Origin of the sequence: Bradyrhizobium commune (genome assembly GCF_015624505.1) — a bacterium.
Classification (GTDB): Bacteria; Pseudomonadota; Alphaproteobacteria; order Rhizobiales; family Xanthobacteraceae; genus Bradyrhizobium; species Bradyrhizobium commune.
Window position 1 is genome coordinate 2,095,923 of the sequence record NZ_CP061379.1, and the last position, 17,666, is coordinate 2,113,588.

The 17,666-nt window shown below is 60.9% G+C and carries 16 protein-coding genes; 13 read left to right on the forward strand and 3 right to left on the reverse strand.

The genetic code is table 11. From position 1 onward, the window contains the following. Nucleotides 1–12 precede the first annotated feature (12 nt). The 4 genes from IC761_RS09890 (at nucleotide 13) to IC761_RS09905 (ending at nucleotide 4,275) form a co-directional block, all read left to right on the forward strand. The gene (locus IC761_RS09890) at nucleotides 13–1,233 is read left to right on the forward strand and encodes an acyl-CoA dehydrogenase family protein (RefSeq protein ID WP_195803059.1); all 1,221 of its coding nucleotides are present in this window, start codon (nucleotides 13–15) and stop codon (nucleotides 1,231–1,233) included. A 49-nt stretch (nucleotides 1,234–1,282) separates the two neighbouring features. Next, complete coding sequence (locus tag IC761_RS09895; RefSeq protein WP_246791475.1) at nucleotides 1,283–2,140, forward strand: enoyl-CoA hydratase-related protein; 858 nt, start codon at nucleotides 1,283–1,285, stop codon at nucleotides 2,138–2,140. 39 nt (nucleotides 2,141–2,179) lie between these two features. After that, complete coding sequence (locus tag IC761_RS09900) at nucleotides 2,180–3,406, forward strand: CaiB/BaiF CoA transferase family protein (protein ID WP_195803060.1); 1,227 nt, start codon at nucleotides 2,180–2,182, stop codon at nucleotides 3,404–3,406. Nucleotides 3,407–3,489: 83 nt separating this feature from the next. Continuing rightward, nucleotides 3,490–4,275 (forward strand): enoyl-CoA hydratase, encoded by a 786-nt coding sequence (locus IC761_RS09905; RefSeq protein WP_195803061.1) that lies wholly within the window; start codon nucleotides 3,490–3,492, stop codon nucleotides 4,273–4,275. A 49-nt stretch (nucleotides 4,276–4,324) separates the two neighbouring features. Here IC761_RS09905 and IC761_RS09910 read toward each other — a convergent pair whose 3' ends face one another. The 3 genes from IC761_RS09910 to IC761_RS09920 all read right to left on the reverse strand — a co-directional run bounded on the left by IC761_RS09910 (nucleotide 4,325) and on the right by IC761_RS09920 (nucleotide 6,672). Continuing rightward, nucleotides 4,325–4,774 carry a hypothetical protein gene (locus IC761_RS09910; RefSeq protein WP_195803062.1) on the reverse strand — a complete coding sequence of 150 codons (450 nt, stop codon included), beginning with the start codon at nucleotides 4,772–4,774 and terminating at the stop codon, nucleotides 4,325–4,327. 57 nt (nucleotides 4,775–4,831) lie between these two features. Beyond that, nucleotides 4,832–6,085 carry an NAD(P)/FAD-dependent oxidoreductase gene (locus tag IC761_RS09915; RefSeq protein ID WP_246791476.1) on the reverse strand — a complete coding sequence of 418 codons (1,254 nt, stop codon included), beginning with the start codon at nucleotides 6,083–6,085 and terminating at the stop codon, nucleotides 4,832–4,834. A gap of 233 nt (nucleotides 6,086–6,318) precedes the next feature. Next, nucleotides 6,319–6,672 (reverse strand): hypothetical protein, encoded by a 354-nt coding sequence (locus tag IC761_RS09920; protein ID WP_195803064.1) that lies wholly within the window; start codon nucleotides 6,670–6,672, stop codon nucleotides 6,319–6,321. A gap of 277 nt (nucleotides 6,673–6,949) precedes the next feature. Here IC761_RS09920 and IC761_RS09925 point away from each other — a divergent pair, with 277 nt between their 5' ends. The 9 genes from IC761_RS09925 (at nucleotide 6,950) to IC761_RS09965 (ending at nucleotide 17,620) form a co-directional block, all read left to right on the forward strand. After that, the gene (locus tag IC761_RS09925; protein ID WP_195803065.1) at nucleotides 6,950–7,999 is read left to right on the forward strand and encodes a heme o synthase; all 1,050 of its coding nucleotides are present in this window, start codon (nucleotides 6,950–6,952) and stop codon (nucleotides 7,997–7,999) included. Between the two features lie 35 nt (nucleotides 8,000–8,034). Next, complete coding sequence (gene cyoA / locus IC761_RS09930; RefSeq protein WP_195803066.1) at nucleotides 8,035–8,874, forward strand: ubiquinol oxidase subunit II; 840 nt, start codon at nucleotides 8,035–8,037, stop codon at nucleotides 8,872–8,874. 53 nt (nucleotides 8,875–8,927) lie between these two features. Next, nucleotides 8,928–10,859, forward strand: coding sequence for a cytochrome o ubiquinol oxidase subunit I (gene cyoB, locus IC761_RS09935; protein WP_246791477.1), 1,932 nt, complete (start codon nucleotides 8,928–8,930; stop codon nucleotides 10,857–10,859). Further along, a complete protein-coding gene (gene cyoC / locus IC761_RS09940) occupies nucleotides 10,856–11,488 on the forward strand; it encodes a cytochrome o ubiquinol oxidase subunit III (RefSeq protein ID WP_195803068.1) in 633 nt (210 codons plus the stop codon). Before cyoB ends, cyoC begins: the two co-directional genes overlap by 4 nt. Then, a complete protein-coding gene (gene cyoD, locus IC761_RS09945; RefSeq protein WP_195803069.1) occupies nucleotides 11,485–11,880 on the forward strand; it encodes a cytochrome o ubiquinol oxidase subunit IV in 396 nt (131 codons plus the stop codon). Before cyoC ends, cyoD begins: the two co-directional genes overlap by 4 nt. A 292-nt stretch (nucleotides 11,881–12,172) precedes the next feature. Then, nucleotides 12,173–12,925, forward strand: coding sequence for an acetoacetate decarboxylase family protein (locus tag IC761_RS09950; protein ID WP_210338527.1), 753 nt, complete (start codon nucleotides 12,173–12,175; stop codon nucleotides 12,923–12,925). Between the two features lie 129 nt (nucleotides 12,926–13,054). Further along, nucleotides 13,055–13,855, forward strand: a complete 801-nt coding sequence (locus IC761_RS09955) for an acetoacetate decarboxylase family protein (protein ID WP_195803071.1) — start codon at nucleotides 13,055–13,057, stop codon at nucleotides 13,853–13,855. Nucleotides 13,856–14,183: 328 nt separating this feature from the next. Next, nucleotides 14,184–14,771, forward strand: coding sequence for a helix-turn-helix domain-containing protein (locus tag IC761_RS09960; RefSeq protein ID WP_195803072.1), 588 nt, complete (start codon nucleotides 14,184–14,186; stop codon nucleotides 14,769–14,771). Next, nucleotides 14,768–17,620 (forward strand): ATP-binding protein, encoded by a 2,853-nt coding sequence (locus IC761_RS09965; protein ID WP_195803073.1) that lies wholly within the window; start codon nucleotides 14,768–14,770, stop codon nucleotides 17,618–17,620. The genes IC761_RS09960 and IC761_RS09965 overlap by 4 nt, the downstream gene beginning before the upstream one ends. Nucleotides 17,621–17,666 lie beyond the last annotated feature (46 nt).

Sequence of the window (17,666 nt, forward strand, 5' to 3'; positions counted from 1 at the left end):
GGAGTATCGCAAATGCCCACCGCAACCACAGCAAGCAAGAGCGCCGCGCCGAAGCCGGCGCCCGCACCCAATGGCGACTTCTATCAGCTGGCCGACCTTCTCACTGCCGAGGAGAAGGCGCTCGTCAAGAAGGTGCGGACCTACATGGAGACCAAGGTCCAGCCGGTCATCAACAAGTACTGGGCCGACGACGCGTTTCCGTTCGAGCTGCTGCCGTCGTTCAAGGAGCTCGGCCTCGGCGGCCTCGGCTTCGAAGGTTATGGTTGCGCCGGCGGCAGCCAGAAGCTGTTCGGCTTCGTCGCGATGGAACTGGCGCGCACCGATGCCTCGTTCTGCACGTTCTTCGGCGTGCATAGCGGCCTGGCGATGGGCTCGATCTATCTCGATGGCTCCGAGGAGCAGAAGCAGAAATGGCTGCCGGCGATGGCGCGCTGGGAAAAGATCGGCTGCTTCGGCCTCACCGAGCCGCTGGTCGGCTCCGGCACGAGCGGCGGTCTGACCACGACGGCCAAGCGTGAAGGCGATACCTGGATCCTCAATGGACAGAAGCGGTGGATCGGCAATGCGCCGTGGTGCGACCTTTCCATCATCTGGGCGCGCGACCTTGCCGACAACCAGGTCAAGGGATTCATCGTCGAGAACAAGTCGACGCCCGGTTTTAGCGTCGAGAAAATCGAACATAAGATCGCGCTCAAGGTGGTCCAGAACGGCCAGATCACGCTGAAGGATGTGCGGGTGTCCGAAGCGAACCGCCTGCAGGGCGGCAATTCATTCCGCGATACCGCGCGCGTGCTGCGGATGACGCGGTACATGGTGGGCTGGGCGTCGACCGGCATCCAGATGGGCGCATACGAAGCAACCCTCAAATACGCCCAGGAGCGTCTGCAATTCGGCAAGCCGATCGCGTCGTTCCAGCTGATTCAGGATCTGCTCGCCAAGATGCTTGGCAATCTGACCGCGTGCCAGTGCCTGATGCTCCGCCTGGCGCAGCTCGATGACGAAGGCAAGCTTGGCGACCATCACGCGGCGCTGGCGAAGGCGTTCTGCACCTCGAAATCGCGCGAGACGGTCTCATGGGGCCGTGAGGTGCTGGGCGGCAATGGCATCGTCGCCGACTACAACGTCGCGCGCTTCTTCGCCGATGCCGAGGCGCTCTATTCCTACGAGGGTACGTATCAGATGCAGAATCTGATCGTGGGCAAGGCCATCACTGGCCACGGCGCATTCCTCTGACATCTCAGCGGCGCCGACGCACCAGCGCCGGCTGCCCCACCCAGGAGACATGACCATGGTTTCGGGAACTGCACCGTTCACCCCATCGCCAGCGACGGCGCCAAGCTCCGTCCCCAGAGCGGCGCTGGTCCTTACGAACGTTCTATATGAGAAAAAAGGCTCGATCGCCTACGTCACGATCAATCGGCCCAAGGTGCTCAACGCGCTCAATACGCCAACTTGGACCGATCTGCACGCTGCATTCGAGGACGCCAAGGCCGACGCGTCGGTGCGCGGCGTCATTCTCACCGGCGCGGGCGAGAGGGCGTTTATCGCCGGCGCCGACATCAGTGAACTTGCACATGTCGACGCCTACGACGCCGAAGAGTCCAGTCGGTTCGGGCAGGGCGTGCTGGACCTGATCGAAAATCTAGGCAAGCCGGTGATCGCGGCGATCAACGGCTTCGCCCTTGGCGGTGGCTGCGAGACGGCGATGGCCTGCACCATCAGGATCGCGGCCGAGCACGCCAGATTCGGGCAGCCCGAGGTCAAGCTGGGCCTGTTGCCCGGCGGTGGCGGAACACAGCGCTTGCCGCGCCTGGTAGGAAAGGGTCGTGCGTTGCAGCTGATCCTCACCGGCGAGACGATTTCCGCGCACGAGGCCTATCGCATCGGCCTCGTCAACGAAGTCGTCGCCGGAGCCGGCCTGATCGATCGTGCCGAGACGATTCTGAAGCAGATCATGGCCAATGCACCGATCGCAGTGAAGTTCTCGCTGGAAGCCGCCAACAGGGGGATGGAGACGAGCCAAAGCGAAGGCCTCGTGCTGGAAGCATCCTTTTTCGGCATTTGTGCCGCCACCGAGGATAAGAAGGAAGGCACCGCCGCCTTTCTCGAGAAACGCGCGCCGCAGTTTCGCGGACGCTGAAGCAAGGCCGCTCTCCACGCGGATTTGGAAAGGATGCCCATGGCAAACGATAACATTTTCTCCGGACTGAAGGTGGTAGACCTCGCGAGCTTCATCGCGGGCCCCAGCGCGGCCGTGATCTTGTCCGATTTCGGCGCCGACGTGATCAAGGTCGAGCCGCCGAGCGGCGAACTTTGGCGACACGCGAACCATCTCCCGCCGCAGCCGGTCGCCGACGAAGCCTATCCCTGGCATCTGGCCAATCGCAACAAACGCGGCATGGCGCTCGATCTGAAATCTCCGAGCGCCCATCAAGTTCTGGAGAAGCTCGTCAAATGGGCCGACGTTCTCATCGTCAACACGCCGCATCCGGCGCGCAAGAAACTGAAGCTCGAGTATGAAGATGTGGTGGGGTGGAATCCGCGGCTGATCTACGCCGACCTCACGGGTTTCGGCGACAAGGGACCGGATGCAAATCTTCCGGGCTTCGACATCACGTCGTACTGGGCCCGTAGCGGATTGCTGTCGATGACCCGCGATGCCGGCGCGCCGCCGACCTGGCCGGTGGCCGGCAGCGGCGACAATGCGACCGCCGTCGGGCTCTATTCGGCGATCGTCACGGCACTATATCGTCGCGAGCGAACCGGCGAGGGGGCGCATGTCACGACCTCGCTGCTCGCCGAGGGCGTGTGGTCCGCCAGCGTCTCGATTCAGGCCGCGCTGTGCGATGCGAAATTCTTCGGGTTGCATGATCGCATGCATCCCGCAAATGCAGCCATGAACGTCTATCGCGCCAAGGATGATACCTGGTTCGTGCTCCTCATCACGCCTGACAAGGTGGAGGCCGTGGCGAAGGCGATCGGCCGACCCGATCTCCTGACCGATCCGCGATTCTCCGACCCGGCCAAGCTGATGGCGAACATGACGGAGCTCACGGCAATTCTCGACCAGACCTTCTGTGCCGAGCCGATGACACATTGGTACGAGGTGTTCAACGGCGTTCACGTGACGTTCGGAGCGGTGCGTGGGCCGCAAGAGGTGATCAACGATCCTCAACTCCGGGCGAATGACATCATCGTTCCGCTCGAGGGTGCCGGCGGCAAGCTGACGTCCACGATCTCCAGTCCGCTTCAGGTCCATGGCGTCGCCAAGGTCTCCGCCAAGCGCGCCCCGAAGATCGGAGAACACAATGACGAGGTTCTCCGGCAATTGGGATTTAGCGCGGCCGACATCGATGGTCTGCATGCGAGCGGTGCCATTCCCAAGCCAAAGGAACACGCGGCTTAGCGTAACGAGACGCTCGGGGCGGCGTTAGCCGCCTCGAGCTTGCACTTGCAGTGAAAGTCACCAAAGAGATCAGGATTTCGGCCATGGATGAGATCGTTACCGAACATGCCGCAGGCATCCTGCGCGTCCAATTGAACCGCCCGGCAAAGCGGAACGCGATGACGTCCGCCATGTACGTTGCTCTCGCAGACATCTTCAACGCCGCAGCGAAGGACGAGAGCACACGTGTCGTCCTCTGGCACGGCGCGGGAGATTCGTTCTGCGCCGGCAACGATATCGATGATTTTCTCGCGAATCCCCCAGGGCCAGGTGAATCGCCACAGGCCGGGCTCATGACGGCGTTGGTCAACTTCGACAAGCCATTGGTCGCGGCGGTCCACGGCGCCGCCATCGGGGGCGGTACCACCATGCTGACGCACTGCGACTTCATCTATGCCGGCGAGAGCACGAAATTCCAGATGCCCTTCATCAATCTGGCTGTCGTGCCTGAATTCGGCTCGAGCTGCTCCGTGCCGGCGCGGATCGGTCATATCCGTGCGGCCGAGCTGATCCTGTTGGGAGCTCCCTTTGATGCCCGGCGCGCGGTAGAGTTAGGTCTGGCCACCGAAATCGTTCCGGATAGCGATCTCCGGGCGAAAGCAACCGACACGGCCCGCAAACTGGCAGCGAAGCCTGCCGCGGCGCTGCAGGCCGGCAAAAGGCTCATGAAGCAGCCGTTTCGCGAGCAGATCAAAGCCGCGATGAAGGCGGAGAACGAAGAGTTCAGCGTGCAGGTCCGCTCCGATGACGCAAGAGAGGCGTTCACGGCCTTCGTCGAAAAGCGCAAGCCCGACTTCACGCGAAACATCAAGTCTCAAGCGACTGCATGACGATCCGGTCGCAGGGGTCAGACACCTGACGCCTTACGTCAAAAGTGAACTAGAAATGGACTGGCCGCATTTGCTCGAATTCGTCGCGGCACGCGTGGCTGAAGCCGCGCAGCAGATCGATCGTGCCGTCGATCGCCATTTCGCGCAGTTGGACGAAGTTCTTGTCCGGCTCCAAATAAGCGTCCAGGATTCTTCGGGCGACGTCTTCGGCATGATGGACCACCAGTTTTGAAGACACCGCCCGCATCGCGCTCAATTGCGCGTAAAGGCTGACCAGGCCGGCAATGTCGGGCTTATCGTGCTGGAGCGCATCGATATAGCATTTGGCCGCGTCCTGGATGAAATCTCTGTACAAGGTCTGCCGGCTGGTCTCTTCGTGAAGGATCCACTGCGCGCGGACCTGGCTTCGTTGGCTCCGCCAATTCGCTATTCCACTTGTCAAGCCGCCGACGGCTGCACCCGTCAGAGCGGCGAGCGCGGATATGATGGAGGCGTCCACAGGTGTTATCTCCGGCCGGCAGAAGCCGGCGGTGAGGGTTATCGAGCCTGATCTAGATCAAGACGCAGGCGGCCGCGGTCCTTCCGAGATCAGCCGTGAGCTCCGCTGTCCCGACAGATACGACCAGAACCACTGGGTCTGGACCCGAAACCTGTTCTGGAGCTGCGGCAGCGCGAGCACGTGCAGCGCGGCCCACACCCACCAGGTCACGAAGCCGCTGCTGCGCAAATGGCCGGCCTCGAGGATGGCAAAATTCTTGCCGACCACGGCCATGTTGCCTTTGTTGCGGTATCGAAACGGTCGGCCATCCTTGCGGCTCCTGGCGCGGCCGGCGATGACCTGCCCGACAAATCGTCCCTGTTGAATGGCTGCCTGCGCCACTCCGGGGACGGGATGCCCATCCTGAGTCATCGTGGCAGCATCGCCTGCCACAAAGACGTTGGGCGCTTCCGGAATGTCCATGAAAGCGCCAACGAATGCCCGTCCGGCGCGGTCTGTCCGGGTCCCAAGCATTTTCACGATTGGGGAGGCGCTGACGCCTGCTGTCCATAGCACCGTGGCGCTGGGAATGCGGACGCCAGCCGCGATCACACCCTGATCGTCGACTTTCTCGACCTTCACGCCCGTCGCCACCTCGACGCCGAGTTTCGTCAGTCGCGTGGCTGCCTTTCGCGACAGCGATTCCGCAAAGCTCGGCAGGACGCGAGTGCCGCCATCCAGCAAGACAATTCGGCTCTTGGCCGGGTCGATCTTGCGGAAATTGTTGCGCAGGGTCACCGAGACCAGTTGAGCGATCGAAGCGGCAAGCTCGACGCCGGTCGGGCCGGCGCCCACTAAGACAAAGGTCATTTGACGCGCGCGTTCCCTCTCGTCATCGGTCGATTCTGCCAGTTCAAAAGCGCTGAGGATCTTGGTCCGGATCGTCTCGGCGTCGTTGAGGCTCTTGAGGCCCGGTGCGAACTGCGCGAACTCGTCATGGCCGAAATAGCTCGGATGCATTCCGGTCGCGATCACCAGGAAGTCGTACGCGAGTTTTCGACTGCCAATCTCCGGGCAGATGGCCTCGATCGTGCGTGCCGCGAGATCGATGCCCTTGACCTCGGCCAGCAACACGCTGAGATTTTTCTGTTTCGCCTCGAGTTGCCGGATAGGCGCCGCTATCTCGGATGGTGCCAGAACAGCGGTGGCGACCTGGTACAGGAGCGGCTGAAAAATGTGGTGATTGCGCCGATCGATCAGCGTGATGTCGACGTCGGCTCGCTTCAGTGCCCGTGCCGCCGCGATGCCAGCAAAGCCACCGCCGACGATCAAGACGCGCTTTTTGCCCTGCGCCGCCCGCGTCGATGGCCGCTTTTCCTGCGGGAACGATTTGGTCAGAACTGTCGTCATGGGTGTACCAACTCTTGCGGGCTCGCCGGCTTGCGGGCCAATCGGCCCGTCAGGACAGATACGGGGGAGCTGCAAACTATTCTTGGATGGCGCTGCGGTGCATTGAACGGCCGTGCCTCGTCATACGGGGCACGATCTTTTCCGTCCCCGACCGTTCAATTGCGCTGCGCGGTCCAGTAGCCCGAGCATCGCGAACTTCCCGCGTAGCCGGTCCACCTTCCGCGACCCGCGGCCGCGGAAAGTCTACCTGTGCCGGACGCGAATTTATCGTGAACCGTCACGGAGGCGCGAACCGAACCGGATCTCGTGACGTATCCCTTGAATTTCACGAGATTGGGATGAGTGACGATTCCGTCGGAGATGTTGACGGTGAAGTTGTAGCTGGGATCGCATGCGCCTCCTTGCGTCACGAAGACGAGATCCCAGGAGCCGTCATAGGCGGATCGTGCCTGTGCGGCAGGGGGCACAAGGCAGATGGTTGCGATGATCCAGAGCAAAGGCGTCTTCATTGAGAGTTCTCCGTGGGCTCGGCGAGCGCTTCCACTGCTCTAGGAAAAACCGGTGCAGAGCGCTTGTTGAAACGTGCTCGGATGTTGTGAATCGGGCATTCGCGGTGGGTCTCGTTCGATCCGGACTCCTCAGCCCGCTGTTTTGAGCAGGATTGGTACCAATCGAGCAGCCATGTTCAATCGCGGCCTCGCCTGGGCCGACAAACTGAATGCACGCACTGCGGCTGTTCGAACGGAAGACGGCAGCTCTTATTCTGAATGACCTTGGAGCAGCGAGATGAACGTCAAATCTATTGCTGGCCAGGTCGAGGGAAGACGATCTCGTTCTGCCCATCTGCTTGCTGACCATTGGAGGGTGTCTGACTTCGTCGCCCTCACAAAGCCGCGCGTGATGATGCTTGCGGTCTTCACGACGCTCGTCGGATTGAGCTGCGCCCCGAGTCAACTTGATCCGCTGACGACTGTCGTGGCGGCTCTTGCCATCGCAGCGGGAGCTGGAGCCGCCGGTGTGCTCAACATGTGGTACGACGCCGATATCGATGCGATCATGAGCCGTACCGCCATGCGGCCAATTCCCCGCGGCAAGGTCTCCCGGTTCGAGGCGCTTGTCTTTGGGGTCGTTCTTGGCGGTTTTGCCGTGGTGATGCTCGCCTCGGTGACGAATCTCATGGCAGCCGCATTGTTGGCCGGAGCGATCCTCTTTTATGTTCTCGTGTACACCGCGTGGCTGAAACGGTCCACGCGGCATAACATCGTCATCGGCGGCGCCGCCGGTGCGCTGCCGCCGGTGATCGGATGGGCTGCGGCAACCGGGGAAGTCGGACTCCAGCCGCTTGCGATGTTCCTCATCATATTTCTTTGGACGCCACCCCATTTCTGGGCGTTGGCGCTAAATCGCGCTGACGACTATGCGCGTGCCAGCGTGCCGATGTTGCCGGTTGTCGCGGGACGCGCCACGACAACGCGCCAGATCCTGATCTACGGTGGCCTCCTGGCGCTCGCTTCGGAATTACCTTGGGCACTGGGGTTTGCAGGTGTGATCTATGGCGTGGCCGTTGCGATCTGTGGCGCGCTCTTCCTTACATTCGCATTCCAGCTGGACAGAAGCACTGGGCCTGATCGCCGCCCCGCTCACAGGCTGTTCGTGTTTTCCATCTGCTACCTGTTCGTGCTGTTTGCAGCGCTTCTGGTCGACCATGGCGGCAATTCATCCTCGCTCATGCATGCCTCGCATGCGGGCCTCGGCATCTCGGCGCATGCCGAACTCATGCCAGAGGCCGTCCGCACCACATGGCGCACCATCAACCTCGGCGAGGGTCTAGCATGAGATACGGATTACTGACTGTCCTCCTGATTGGAGCCATGGCACTCGGTGGCTGCACAGAAGGCGTGCTCGATCCCAAAGGACCGATCGCGCTGGCCGAGCAGCAAATTCTGTTCAACGCGCTGGGTATCATGCTGGCGATTGTGATCCCGGTGATCCTTGCGACACTCGGCTTTGCATTTTGGTTTCGTGCATCGAATGAGCGTGCGCGCTATCTGCCGGATTTCACTTATTCCGGACGTCTTGAGTTGCTGGTCTGGTCCGCCCCCGCAATGACGGTGCTTCTGGTCGGTGGCGTCGCATGGATCGGCGCACACGACCTTGATCCGGGCAAGCCGATTAGCTCAACGGTCAAGCCTGTCAACATTCAGGTCGTCTCGCTCGACTGGAAATGGCTGTTTATCTATCCAGAGCAGGGGGTCGCGAGCGTCAACAAGCTGGTCGTACCAGTTGGCACGCCGATCAGCTTCGAACTGACCTCTTCGAGCGTCATGAATAGCTTCTTCGTGCCTCAGCTCGGGAGCCAGATCTACACCATGTCCGGGATGGCGACGCGTCTCCACCTGCAGGCAGACCATCTCGGAACCTATGCCGGGTTATCCGCCATGTTCAGCGGGGATGGCTTTCCCGACATGCGCTTCACGGTCGATGCAGTGACAGACGACGGATTTGCGCAATGGGTCCGGCGAGCCCGCGAAGTTGGTTCGGTACTCGATAAGCGGGCCTATGCTGACCTGACCAGCCCGACTAAGGCGGTCGCACCGTTCACCTATCGCGACGTCGCTCCCGATCTGTTTAGCAGCGTCGTAAACGCCGGCACGGGCATCAAAGATTCCTCTCTATCAACTTGTTCAACGTCGCAGAGGGCCGAGCGATGAATCTCCTTGGGAAGCTGGATTGGAATGCGATTCCACTTCATGAGCCGATCATCATGGGCGCAACGGTCTTCATGGTCGTGATCGTGCTGGTCGTTCTCGGGTTCCTCACGGCGAAGGGGGCCTGGCTCTATCTGTGGCGCGAGTGGCTCACCTCGGTCGACCACAAGCGCATAGGCGCCATGTATTGCATACTGGCGCTCGTCATGATGCTGCGCGGCTTCAGCGACGCGATCATGATCCGCGCGCAGCAGGCGCTCGCAGCCGGCGGTGCGCAAGGTTATCTGCCGCCCGAGCATTTCAACCAGATTTTCTCGGCGCACGGCACGATCATGATTTTGTTCATGGCAATGCCGTTCGTGGTGGGGCTCATGAACTTCGCAGTGCCGCTGCAACTTGGTGTTCGCGATGTCGCATTCCCTACGCTCAATTCCGTCAGCTTCTGGCTGACCGCCTCGGGCGCGTTGTTGGTCAACATTTCGCTGGCGGTCGGCGAGTTCTCAAGAGCCGGCTGGTGGGGTTATCCGCCGCTTAGCGAATTGCAATACTCGCCCGGCGTCGGTGTCGACTATTATCTTTGGTCGCTGCAAATCTCCGGTCTCGGTACCCTGCTGGCGGGAATAAACTTCGTCACAACCATCCTCAAACTGCGGGCACCGGGAATGAGCTATATGCGCATGCCGGTCTTCTGCTGGACAGCGCTTGCCGCCAATTTGCTCATTGTCGCGGCTTTTCCGGTCCTGACCGCGACGCTCGCGATGCTGGCGCTCGATCGCTATCTCGGCTTTCACTTCTTCACACTCGAAGGCCAGGGCAATCAGATGCTGTATTCCAACTTGTTCTGGGTGTGGGGGCACCCCGAGGTCTACATCCTGATCTTGCCGGCATTCGGCGTATTCTCGGAAGTGATGGCGACCTTTTCCGGCAAGCCGTTGTTCGGCTATCGCTCGATGGTCGCCGCAACGATGGCCATCTGTATCCTCTCCTTCCTGGTCTGGCTGCACCATTTCTTCACAATGGGTGCCGGCGCAAACGTCAACGGCTTCTTCGGCGTCATGAGCATGATTATCGCTCTTCCGACGGGCGCGAAGGTCTTCAACTGGCTGTTCACAATGTATGGCGGACGAGTTCGGTTCTCGGTGCCGGTGCTGTGGTCGATTGGCTTCATGGTGACCTTCGTCATTGGGGGCATGACCGGCGTGCTCATGGCGGTGCCCCCGGCCGACTTCCAGCTGCACAACAGCGTGTTCCTGGTTGCGCACTTCCATAATGTCGCCATCGGCGGCGTCGTGTTCGGCGTGATGGCGGGGTACAATTATTGGTTTCCCAAGGCGTTCGGGTTCAAGCTCGACGAACGCTGGGGCAAAGCGTCATTCTGGTGCTGGTTCGTCGGCTTCTATGTCGCCTTCATGCCGCTCTATGTGCTGGGCTTGATGGGCATGACCCGGCGTATGCAACATTACGACAATTTGTCCTGGCAGCCTTGGCTGATTGCGGCGGCATTCGGCACCGCGATCATCCTGGCCGGCGTCGTTTGCCAAGTCGTGCAACTCGTTGTGTCGATCCGTAATCGCGAGAGCCTGCAGGACGTGACCGGCGATCCGTGGAACGGCCGCACGCTCGAATGGGCGACAGCGTCTCCGCCGCCGGCGTGGAACTTTGCGTTCCAACCCAAGGTAGCCGGACTGGACGCGTTCTGGAGCAGCAAAAACCGCGCGCAAGCAACGAAGGACGAGCCGCCGCCGGCGCGGACTTATGAGCCCGTCGAAATGCCGAAGAACAGCGCCACCGGCTTTGTCACTGCGTTCTTCGCCGTCGTGATCGGCTTTGCGCTGATCTGGCACATCTGGTGGTTGGCCGGCATCGGGGCGTTCGGCGCGTTTCTGACGTTACTTGCGTTCTCGTTCCGCCGACACAACGAAATCGAGGTGCCTGCCGAGGAGATCGCCCGGTTCGTACGGGCCCACCAGGCAGGGGTTGCAGCATGAATATCGCCGTCGCAATAGACCAGATTCCGCAAGAGGCGCTGCCAAGTGCGAGTGAGGCCGGGCCTGCGCCAAAGAGGATCGTCGTCGCCTATGGCTTCTGGATCTTCCTGCTGAGTGACATCATCATGTTTGCCGCGCTGTTCGCGAGCTACGCGGTCCTCTTGCGCTCCACGGCCGGCGGGCCAACCGGGGCCCAGCTGTTCAATCAGACGACGGTCGCGATCGAAACCGCCTGTCTGCTCTTTTCGAGCTACACTTGCGGGCTGATGTCCATGTCCATCAATTCGCGCCGCTACCTCAGGACCTATTTAGGGGCCCTCATCACTTTCGCGCTCGGAGCCACGTTTCTCAGTCTCGAGATCCGCGAATTCTCAAGCATGATCGCAATCGGTGCAACTCCGCAGCGGAGCGCTTTCCTGTCTGCATTCTTTACGCTGGTCGGATGTCACGGGCTGCACGTCACGCTCGGACTGATCTGGCTGATCGTGATGATGGTGCAGGTGGCGGTATTCGGGTTTGCTGCGAGGGTGCAGCATCGCCTGCTCTGCTTCTCGTTGTTCTGGCACGCGCTCGACATCGTTTGGGTCGGCGTATTCACGGTGGTCTATCTGATGGGAGTGAGCCCATGACCGACACTCGACACGAACGCGCACCCGGAGACAGGCCGAGCCGCGAGATGGACTCATCGGCTCCATCCGAGTTGATCGTCTACACGATCGGCCTGTTTGTGGCGGTTCTTCTCACGGCTACGTCGTTCTGGACTGCAAACACGACGGTGCTCTGGCCGGGCGGCGTATTCCTGGGGCTCGCTGTTCTTGCCATCGCTCAGATGGGCATTCACCTGGTGTTTTTTCTGCACATCACCAGCGGACCGGAGAGCACCAATAATGTGCTCGCGCTTGCCTTTGGCGCTCTCATCGTACTCGTCGTGATATCCGGTACGATGTGGATCGTGGCAGACATGAACGCGAACATGACGATGTCGTCGGGCGCGCCGATGAGTATGAGGATGGAACATTGAGCAGCATCGCGGGGATATCTGCTGCCAATTAAGCGTCCATCCCGCTGCGGCCCTCCGGCTCCTGGAAGGGACTTACGGGGAATTGCACAATCAGAGCTGTTCGGTTCGGCCGGTTTGTGTCAGCGTCGGGTGCGCACAAACCACCAATTCATCAGACGTTTGTCCAAGCGTTGAGGTTGATACCGACGTTAACTTTCTATGTTGGAATGATACGCCTTGTATGGACTGCTGGTGGGGCGAGGACATGCTCAAGGGATTTACGGCTCCTCGGTCGCCTCGAGGGACTGCTGCATTGGTCCCGTCGCCGCCCTGGCACTTCGCAGGTGACGTGCTCGCAGTGGAATTCTGGAATGATCCTGATGTCTCTGCCCAGATCCTTCCGACGGGCATGTCACTTGATGAGCAATCTCGAGGCCACTCTGTTGCACTCTTCACGGACTATCAGTTCACGGCGCAGAGCGATGAGCATCTGGATCCGGCCAGATATCAGTGTCGCGGCTTCAGCGTTCTGCTCGACGCAATGTGGAAGGGGACGCCGATAGCGTGGTGCCCATACTGCTATGTGGACAACGACGCCGCTTTGATGAGAGGCTGGATTCAGGGCTACCCGAGAAAATTCGGCACTGTGCACCTCACCCGCACCTTTGCTGCTACGAGCTTGGCTTCGGCGCCACTCGTCCACGATGGCAGGTTTTCGGCCTGCATGTCCGCTCACGGCCGCTTGCTGGTGCAGGCCAGCGTTACCTTACGCGAAAAAGCCGAGCATCTAGTCGGTCTGCTCGATCGGCGCATTGTCGGACGGCGGCATTTTCCACGGCTCTCCGCAGGCATGCACGACAAGCCGGCCGTGGACGAACTCGTTCGATGCGTTTCGGACCAGGTCCTGATCACCAACGTGTGGATCGGCGAGGGTGAGCTCAATTTTCCGGAAGCCTATGGCGAGGAGCTGGACATGCTCGGGCCGGTCAAGGTGGGGCGCGGATACCGGTTCTCGTTTTCGTACTCCGTCACCGATATCGAGGTTTTGGCAGACCTGACCGCCTAGCAATCGGCCGGTGCCGACAGGCATGTTCTGGATTGCGGCAGGAATAGACAAATCGACGCATTTCAATCAAATCCAGCGAGGTTGGTTCCGGTAGCCTCTGTGTCGAAGCGATGCACGTAGGACACGGAAATGCTCAAGGGTTTTACAGTTCCGAAGTCGCCCTTCGGTCAGGCCGCTCTAACTCCACCGCCACCCTGGCACTATGCCGGGGATGCCGTCGGCGTCGCGTTCTGGACCGACCCCGACGCGACAGCAGCTACTTTGCCGAGCGGACTTTCTCCCGATCCGGAGTCGAATGGTCACGCGGTCATGATGTTCCTGGATTGGCAATTCACCGCCCAGGACGACGAATACCTCGAGCCGGCGCGTTATCAATATCGCGAGGCGCTTGTCCTGGTCGACGCAATGTATGCCGACGTGCCGGTGATGTGGTGTCCGTACATCTATGTCGACAATGACGCTGCGCTGGCGCGCGGTTGGACGCAGGGATTTCCAAAGAAGATGGGCAGCATCTTTCAGACGCGCTCCTTCGTGGCCTCAGGGCCCGCCGCGGCGCCGATCGCGCCCGGCAGCCGGTTCGGCGCCAGCCTCTCGGCGCATGGCCAGCGTCTTGCGGAGTCATGCGTCACCTTGCGCAAGCCGGTCGAAAACGGGCTGTCGCTGCTCAGCCGACCCACGGTCCTGTTGCGATATTTCCCGACTCTCGCGGCCGGATGCCAGGACAAGCCAGCGGTCGATGAACTGGCGATGTCGGTCACCGACAATCTCACCGTTGCCGGCGCCTGGATCGGGACGGGAGAGCTCAATTTTCCGGAAACGAATGGCGAAGAACTCCACGCGCTGGCGCCGAGGCGGATCGAGTCGGGATTCCGTTACTCACTTTCCTACTCGATCAGCGATCTGAAGGTCCTCGAAGACCGTGGCACGTAGGTGAGGACACCCGGCGTGATGGCGGGGCATACTGTACTCGCTTCGTCAGCCGGGGCGCCGCGGCATCGCGTCCCGCAGCAGCCGGAAGCTTTCCCGCGACCGGTGAGGAAAGCTGATGGTCACAATTGCGTCCGAATATCTGGTTCGACGCCATCTACATTGACGATCTGCTTGAAAATTAAGGGTTTTTTCCTTCCGTCGGAACATTCGCCCAGCAGCGGAGCATTTGCCCACTTTTAACCGTTCAGAACGTTACTTAACAAGCCAAGCGGCTCCCCTTGCTGCACTCTCTCGCCGGGCTGTCGGACTGATCGTCGAGGGAATGAATATGGCAGGACTTCCGGCTACTGCACCAGAATCGCCCCCGGCATCCGATCAACAGTTCAGCCTGGTTGCGAACAGCTTGGCCACGTTGCTTGAAACGGCGCGGCGCGAGCTTGAGCGTGATCGAGATGCGGCCAAGGTGTCGCTGGCCACGGCATCTCACATCCTGCAAGCGGAGATCGAGCGATGCTCCGGCGCTCACGGCTCCACAAGGGGCGGCCTGGCAGCCTGGCAGATCCTGCGCGTGCGAGCCTACATCGACAGCAATCTGCATCGCACCATCCACATTCGGGATCTCAGTGCAGTCGCACGTCGAAGCCCTGCGCACTTCTCCCGCAAGTTCAAGCTGGCTGTCGGGGAGTCGCCGCACGCCTATGTGGTGAGAAGGCGACTGGAGCGAGCCTGCCACCTGATGATGACCTGTGCGGCGTCGTTGAGCGAAATAGCCCTGAGCGTAGGCTTTTCCGATCAAGCCCATCTCTGCAGGCTGTTCAGACACGCCTTTGGTCAGAGCCCGGCCAACTGGCGACGCGAGCTTGGAATCCCTTGCGAGCTCACCCCGAGAACCGAGATGGACGAAAATAGCTCATGAGCGGTCAGCAGGGGACAGTCCTCAGCTTCGGCCCCTTCGAACTGTCGATAGCAAACAGACTGTTGACGAACGACGCGAAAGTCGTGCCGCTCGGCGCACGCGCCATGGATCTCCTCATCATCCTGGTGGAGCAGGCAGGCAAGGTCGTCGGCAGGAGGACTCTGATCGAACGCGTTTGGCCAGAGCGAGGGGCGGAACAAGTCAGCCTGCGCGTCCATATTTCAGCGTTGCGGAAGGCTCTCGATCAAAGCGACCCCGGAAGGCGATACGTCGCGAACATACCCGGGCGCGGGTACAGCTTCGTCGTACCGGTCACCTCACGTGCCTCGCAGATGTCGGAGAATCCCAAGCTGCCTCCGAGGCCCCGAGTGCCTGCGCGCCTGATGCGGATGCTTGGACGTGAACAAGCCGTGGCCGAGATCCAGGCGAAGCTGGCCGGGCAGAAGTTTGTCACGGTCGTCGGGCCTGGCGGCGTCGGCAAGACCACGGTGGCGGTCGCAGTTGCCCATGAGATGGGCACAGCCTTCGACAGCCAGGTTCTCTTCATCGACCTGAGTGCGCTCGGCGACGCCTCGCTCGTCGCGCCTGCCATCGCCGCATCACTTGGCATGTCGGTGCAAACAAACAATGTCGTACCCGCCTTGATCGATCGCTTGCAGGGAAGGCCAGCGCTGATCGTGCTCGACTGTTGCGAGCATCTGATCGATGGAGCGTCGGCCGTCGCAGAGGAGCTGATGCGCCGTGTCCCGACATTGCATTTACTCGCGACCAGCCGGGAGGCCATGCGCGTCGAGGGTGAGCATGTCTACGAACTCGACGGGCTCGAATGCCCTCCGGAAGACGACAATCTGTCAGCGCGGGATGCGCTGCAATACCCCTCTGTTCAATTGCTGGTCGACCGCGTGCGAGCCGTGCGAAGTGACTTCGAACTGACGGATGCGGATGCGCCGATCGCTGCGGAAATCTGCCGACGGCTTGACGGCATTCCCTTGGCAGTCGAACTCGCAGCCTGCAGGGTCGACATATTCGGCCTTGGCAAGACCGCAAGCCTGCTCGACGAGCGACTGAACCTGTCATGGGTGGGGCGCAGGACCGCACCGTCGAGGCACCAGACGTTGAACGCCACGTTGGAGTGGAGCTACGACCTGCTCGGCGAGGCAGAGAAGCGCATATTGAATCGGCTCAGCGTATTTGCCGGCGGATTTTCGTTCGAAGCGGCGGTCGCTGTTGTCGCCGATGAGACGGTGGATGAAGCAAACGTATCGGATTGCGTTTGGGAGCTTCGCTCGAAATCGATGATTGCCGCTCAAGGACAGGACGGCCGGCTGCGCTTGCTTGACCCCACCCGCGCCTTTGCCCTGCAGCGATTGGCCAGGAGCGGCGAGCAGGACCTCTTTCGCCGCCGTCACGCCCTCTATTTCACCGACCTGTTCAGGCAGGGCGCTGCAATGGACATATCGGGCTGGCCTAAGGCGCTCGCGATTGAGGTCGATAACCTCAGAGCCGCCCTGAACTGGGCGTTTTCTGCGACGGGCGATGCGAAAACCGGCGTTGAACTCGCTGCGGCTTCGGCAAGCGCCTGGATGGGCATGGCGCTTCTCACCGAATGCGTGGAATGGATGAGAAAGGCCATAAGCCATCTCGACGAGAAGAATTCGGGCACACGGCAGGAGATGGTCCTTCAGTCGGCCCTCGCGAGTTGCGTGATGTTCACTGGGGGCATGACGGAAAAATCATACGCGACGTGGGCCAAGGCGCTGCTTCTCGCCGAGGGCCTCAACGACATCGACTATCAGATGGACGCCGTGCTTGTGCTGTGGGCACACGAGTTGCGCGTTCCGAACTATGCGCAAGCCATCGAGCTGGCGGACCGCGGCGGCATGGTTTCGGAAGGAACGGGCCGGATCGGCGCCGTCGCAACGGCCAACTACATGCGGGGCATCGCGTATTACCATGTCGGCCGCATTACGGAAGCTCAAGGCCTGCTGGAACTGTCGCTGCATCGTGATGACGAGGCTGCGCGACAATTGCTGATCAAGCGGTTTGGCTATGATCGCAAGGTCGACAATTTGGCCGGTCTTGCGACCCTGGCGTGGTTGCGCGGCTCTCCGGATCAAGCCCGCAGGTTCAATCAAATGGCCGTCGCCGAGGCGCGCCAATCCAATCGGACCGTGAACCTTTGTGGCGCGCTGACCTTTGCAGGCTTCATCGCATATTTCACAAATCCGGATGACGGCGAAGCCCAGGCGTTCGTCGACGAACTCGTCACTCATGCCGGGAAATCCGCTCTCCACAACTACCAGGGCTTTGGTCTCGGCATGCAGGCTCTCTACGAAGTCAGGCGAGGAGGGCAAATCAGCGCGGCGTCCGCGATGCTCTACTCGGGTCTCGAGAAGCTTTCCGCGGCGCGCTACGGAATTTTCAACTGGATCTTGCAGGCAGAGTTTGCGATGTGCACGGCCCTCGCGAGCCGGCCGAGGGAAGGGCTTGATGTCTTCGAGCGTGCGAAGATCGATCTCGACGAAAGCCGATGGTATGGCCCGGAACTGCACCGCATCAGGGGTGAACTGGCGCTGAGCAACGGCGAAGGATTGGCAGCTGGCAGGCAATACTTTCAGCGCGCGCTCGAGCTTGCAAACAGGCAGGCCAGCCTGTCATGGGCGCTCAGGGCCGCGACCAGCCTCGCCATTGCCGAGACGTCGGCCGGGCGAAAGGAGGCCGCGTGGCGGACCTTGCAGGCCACTCACGCGAAGTTTCGGGAGGATTTCGAGACCTTCGACCTCCGGCTGGCCAGGCAGGTGCTGAGCGGTTCATACCGGCGTGAAGACGCAGCCAATTCAATGCAGTGAGGCTTGTTGCCAAAGGAGGTTTCGGCTAACACTTGATCGGTTGGCG